Consider the following 4,924-nt stretch of genomic DNA (forward strand, 5'->3'; position numbering starts at 1 on the left):
GTTCAATCTAGGGGCGATTTAATTGCGGCGCAAGGTTTGTAACCTTTATACTTTATGAAGTACCGCACTAGGGTTAAAATGCTGCCAACAACAATAATAAAGATGTGAATATGCACCAATTTCATCAATTAAGCGCAACAAGCTTACAAGGTAACACTATTAATTTTAATGATTTTGTAGGTAAAGTTGTGCTTATCGTTAATACCGCAAGTGAATGTGGATTTACCTACCAGTATGAGTCATTGCAAGCTTTACATACTAAATATGCCGACCAAGGTTTAATTATTTTAGGATTTCCGTGTAATCAATTTGGTCAACAAGAACCCGGAGATGCTACTCAAATAGAGCAAGGATGTTTGATTAATTATGGGGTCAGTTTTTTAATGGCAGCCAAGGCGGATGTTAATGGTGAACACGCACACCCTGTATTTCGCTATTTAAAGTCGGCTTTGCCAGGTTTTTTAACACGAAAAATTAAATGGAATTTTACTAAATTCTTAATTGCCGCAGATGGTACACCTATTAAGCGCTACGCACCTTTTACTAAACCAGAAAAACTAGAACTCACTATTCAAAGAGCATTAATACAAGCTAAAAGTACACTTTAAAAAGTAATAAAGAGGCGCTAAGCCTCTTTATTGCCAATACGATTGGCACTTGAACATACGAATAACTGAACATTTAAGCGCCCAATGTTAATTGGTATTTATTTATACTAGCGTGATTTAGTCGGTATAATCGCTTAAATCGTCTTCGCCTAGATTTTTACGCAAGCGCTTTTGCTCAAGGTAGTCTTCCAACTTTTTCTTAACCTTTTGCTTGTTCTTATCATGTTGATTACGTCCGAGCATTTCGTACTCGTCTTCAACAAAATCGTCATCTAGCGCATCGTAACTAAATGTCTTACCCACAACCCACTCCATAAAGTGTTTGAGACCAACTAAAGATTTTATTATCGCAATAGTTGATAAAATTAAAATGTTTAACACTAAATCGCGGTGCAAATTAGCGTCAAAATAAAGCCATGTGACTATCGTAAATAATCTTCATGTCAGTAATGTGAATAAATAGCGTTAAATTTCGATTGTGGAAAGTGAGAGTTTTTTATCGTATCGATAAATATTGTTTATAGCTTTATATAACTTAGTGAATTTGACTAAAAAATAGTTTTTTTATAATCAAAGTAAAGCAACTTAAAACCCAAACAAACATTAACTATCTGTTTATTAAAATAAAAAAATAGTGGCACCAAACTTGTTATAAGTTAATAGTCATCAACAATAAAGTAGAGAATGCACATGAAAAAATTACTATTAGTTAGCGCATTAATTTGTACGCCAGCAGCTATGGCTCATAACGACAACGATTCAACTATTTCGTTTAGCAGTGATCAATGCGATGTAGAATTTAAAAACGACGTGCGTATTAAACCAAATGAATTAGAAATTTTTACCGCCAACAATAAAACCATGCAATTTAACTCCAATGGTGACTTAACTGTAAATGGCCAATTTGTGGCACTTAATGACTCGCAACGTGAAGCACTCACTAAATATTCTGATAGTTTACGCACCCAGTTGCCTGAAGTAGCTAACATCGCGCTTGAAGGCGTTAAAATTGCCGGCGTTGCACTAGAAGAAGTAGGTAATGCATTTAATATTGACGGCCTTGATAATATGTCTGCACTTATGGACGACATTAAAATCGAAGTAGAAAACACTTTTTACCAGCAAGGTACATTTGTGATGGGGCAACAAAGCTTTAACCAATTTGGTGAAAATTTTGAGCAACAGTTTGAAGAACAAATGGAGACGGTAGTCGAATCGGCTGTAATGCAATCTATGGGTAGTATTTTAGTCGCTTTAGGCTCTGAGTTACTTGGTTCGGGCGGCGATATGGATGCTTTTGAGCAACGCATGGAAAATATGGGCGCACAAATAGAAGAAAAAGTAGAGTTACATGCAAACGCACTTGAAAAACGCGCTAATTCTTTATGTGATAACTTTGCCGATATTGCAAAACAAGAAGAGAAATTAGTAATGCAAGTGCCAGAACTTAAAGGTTACCAGTTATTTAGCTTTAAAAACTAATACAACCTACGTTATTTAATATCCCTTTGGCAGCACTTAAGTTTACTTAAATGCTGCTTTTTTGTGTTCTACAATATTACTTTTTAGCTAGTAAGGTAAGCTTGCCCAGCGTAACTATCGCTTGTTCAATTTGCTCACCCCATTGCACACCATAGCTTAATCTGATGCAGCTTTTATATTTATTCGAGGCCGAAAAAATAAGCCCTGGTGTAATACTAATACCCACTTCTAACGCAAGTAAAAATAATTTTTGACTATCGTACTCGCCCCCTAAATCGAGCCACATAACGCAGCCTCCCTGTGGATTGCTTATACGCGTATTTTGCGGCATGACTTGTTGTAAACACCACCGCATACGCTCTTTGTTGTCGCGCAGGCGTTGCCTAAGTACTTTTAAGTTTCGGTCGTACTCCCCGCTGGCAACAAATTCTGATAGGGTCCATTGATTTATTAATGAAGCAGAGCAGCTTAATGCTCTTTTATATCGCCGTGCTTGTGTTGCAAATTTACCAGCAATTAGCCAACCAACACGATAGCTTGGCGCTGCCGTTTTAGAAAAAGATGAGCAACTGATCACTAATCCTTTTTTGGAGTAAGCTAATGCAGGTGTGCCTCGCTTTGCCGTGAAATATAAATCACCATATACATCATCTTCTATCAGCACTACGTTTTGGCTTTCTAGTAACTCCACCAACTGCTGCCTGTTTGTATCTGGCATAAAGCTGCCTACAGGGTTACTAATTGCTGTCGAGAATAAACACGCTTTAATATTATGCTCATTTAAAGCGCGTTCCAAATCGCTTAACCAAATGCCATTATCTGGGCACAGTGGTATTTCGAGCGCTTTAAGGCCTAAGCTTTCGATTAGCTCTATGATCCCATGATAACAGGGCGTTTCTATGGCCACTATATCACCTGGCTGTGTCACGCACTTTAGCGCGATAGCCATGGCTTCTTGCGCGCCATTGGTGATCACTAGCTCGTCCATATTAACGCCAATACCAAAATCTAAATAGCGATACACCAGCTGTTTTTTCAGCGGTACAAAGCCATCTGTTGGCCCATAGTTTATGGCCTTACTTCCAGCAAGAGTCATTACTCTGCGCATATTTCTGGCAAGTGCTTTATCAGTGGGCGCAGCTGCAATTGGATTAGCAATGCCAAAAGGGACTACGTTGGCCTGATGAATCGCACTGTAGACCTGTTCTATTAATGCTTGTTTATTTACAACGACTGGTTCGCGACTTAATTTAACCCGTTTAGGTAGGTTGTGCGCCATAGTGACTACTTTCAAAAAGTATCCAGACTTTTCACGCGCCGCTATTAGCCCCTGATCTTCAAGTACTTGGTACGCCTGCTTTACTGTAGGGATACTTATATTTAAGTTGTCTGCCATTTTACGTAGCGATGGAAGTTTTTCGCCTGGGAGTAAAACTTGCTGAGCACTCATATCTCTAATCAACTGAATAACTTGCTGATATAAAAACTCGTGCCCTTGGCTATTTTTTTGTCTTATCATCACGCACCAAATCTGTATAGGTTGCATTTATACTTTTCTGTTTATGGTAAGTATACAGATAGGTCTTAAAATAGCCATTCAATTGAGCTTTGGAGATCATCCATGAAAAGTGCAGCGCTATACATTACTACCGTTCTAATTTGGGGTTCTACTTGGTTAGCCATTGAGTTTCAGTTAGGTGATATTGCGGTAGAGTTGTCGTTATTTTATCGCTTTGCTATTGCAGCACTTTTAATGTGGTTATATGTCGCGTACAAAAAACCCATTATGCGTTTTTCATTAGTGGATCATGGTTTTTTCGCTTTATTAGCTATTTGCAACTTTGGCTTAAATTACTTACTACTGTACTGGGCACAAAATTACCTCTCATCAGCAATGACCTCTATCGCTTTTTCAATGCTACTCGTTATGAACATAGTTAACACTCGATTATTTTTTGGTAAACCAATTTCAAAACGAATTTATACTGGTGCTGTATTGGCTGTTTTAGGCATTACATGCTTATTTTGGCCACAACTACAGCAGTTCGACTTGAGTAACGGTGCGTTGGTCGGGTTACTACTTGCTCTTGGTGGCACCTTTGTGGCTTCATTAGGAAATATGGTAAGCGTGCGCAATTCTCAAAAACAAATTGGTGTATTGCAAGGCAATGCATGGGGCATGTTATATAGCGCTATTGGATTAGCTTTATATGTATTAATAAATGACGTGCAATTTAGTTTAAACGCACTGACTAGTTACTGGTTGTCATTACTTTATTTATCGGTATTTGGCACCGTAATCGCTTTTGGCTGTTACTTTGCCCTACTAAGAAATATAGGTCCTGAAAAAGCCAGCTACGTTATTGTTTTATTTCCATTGGTTGCTGTCACACTTAGTAGCTTTTTTGAGGGCTTTGAATGGCATGCAAATGCATTTGCAGGATTTAGCTTAGCACTACTGGGCAATGCCATTGTACTTACCCCTACAAAACGAATTAATACCTTTTTAGCAAATAGATCCATTGCTAAAGCAGGTTCCGTCCCCAGTTAGACGCGTAATTAACGCAACTAACGCAAAAGCGCCTACTTTATAGTAGGCGCTTTTTTATTAACTGATAAAGTGGATATTTCGAATCATCAATTTAGCTAAAACGTATTTAACCTGAACTCTGGTTAAGATATTTACTAATATATTGAATCATAATGATATTTAAATTTATTTTTCTCTAGCCAGAGATTTTCAGTGAAAACAAGGCGAATTTACGCGTCAATAGCTGGCCTATTGCAAGTAAATTCAACATAGTTAGCGCTGAAAATAGCTGCTCGAGATAGAT

The 4,924-nt window shown here is 37.9% G+C and carries 5 protein-coding genes; 3 read left to right on the plus strand and 2 right to left on the minus strand.

Annotation, left to right across the window (positions count from 1 at the left end; genetic code table 11):
• Nucleotides 1-110: 110 nt before the first annotated feature.
• On the plus strand, nucleotides 111-608 hold the full coding sequence (locus CWB66_RS03470) for a glutathione peroxidase (protein ID WP_138584348.1): 498 nt from the start codon (nucleotides 111-113) through the stop codon (nucleotides 606-608).
• A 117-nt stretch (nucleotides 609-725) separates the two neighbouring features.
• Here CWB66_RS03470 and CWB66_RS03475 read toward each other — a convergent pair whose 3' ends face one another.
• A complete protein-coding gene (locus CWB66_RS03475) occupies nucleotides 726-911 on the minus strand; it encodes a PA3496 family putative envelope integrity protein (RefSeq protein ID WP_007579801.1) in 186 nt (61 codons plus the stop codon).
• 387 nt (nucleotides 912-1,298) lie between these two features.
• Between CWB66_RS03475 and CWB66_RS03480 the strand changes: the two genes are divergently transcribed.
• Nucleotides 1,299-2,090 carry a YggN family protein gene (locus tag CWB66_RS03480; protein WP_138584349.1) on the plus strand — a complete coding sequence of 264 codons (792 nt, stop codon included), beginning with the start codon at nucleotides 1,299-1,301 and terminating at the stop codon, nucleotides 2,088-2,090.
• 76 nt (nucleotides 2,091-2,166) lie between these two features.
• Here the strand turns inward: CWB66_RS03480 and CWB66_RS03485 are convergent, their stop codons facing one another.
• On the minus strand, nucleotides 2,167-3,609 hold the full coding sequence (locus CWB66_RS03485) for an aminotransferase-like domain-containing protein (RefSeq protein ID WP_138584350.1): 1,443 nt from the start codon (nucleotides 3,607-3,609) through the stop codon (nucleotides 2,167-2,169).
• Nucleotides 3,610-3,711: 102 nt separating this feature from the next.
• Between CWB66_RS03485 and CWB66_RS03490 the strand changes: the two genes are divergently transcribed.
• Nucleotides 3,712-4,641 (plus strand): DMT family transporter, encoded by a 930-nt coding sequence (locus CWB66_RS03490; protein ID WP_138584351.1) that lies wholly within the window; start codon nucleotides 3,712-3,714, stop codon nucleotides 4,639-4,641.
• Nucleotides 4,642-4,924: the final 283 nt, after the last annotated feature.

Source organism: Pseudoalteromonas sp. S558 (assembly GCF_005886635.1).
GTDB lineage: Bacteria > Pseudomonadota > Gammaproteobacteria > Enterobacterales > Alteromonadaceae > Pseudoalteromonas > Pseudoalteromonas aliena.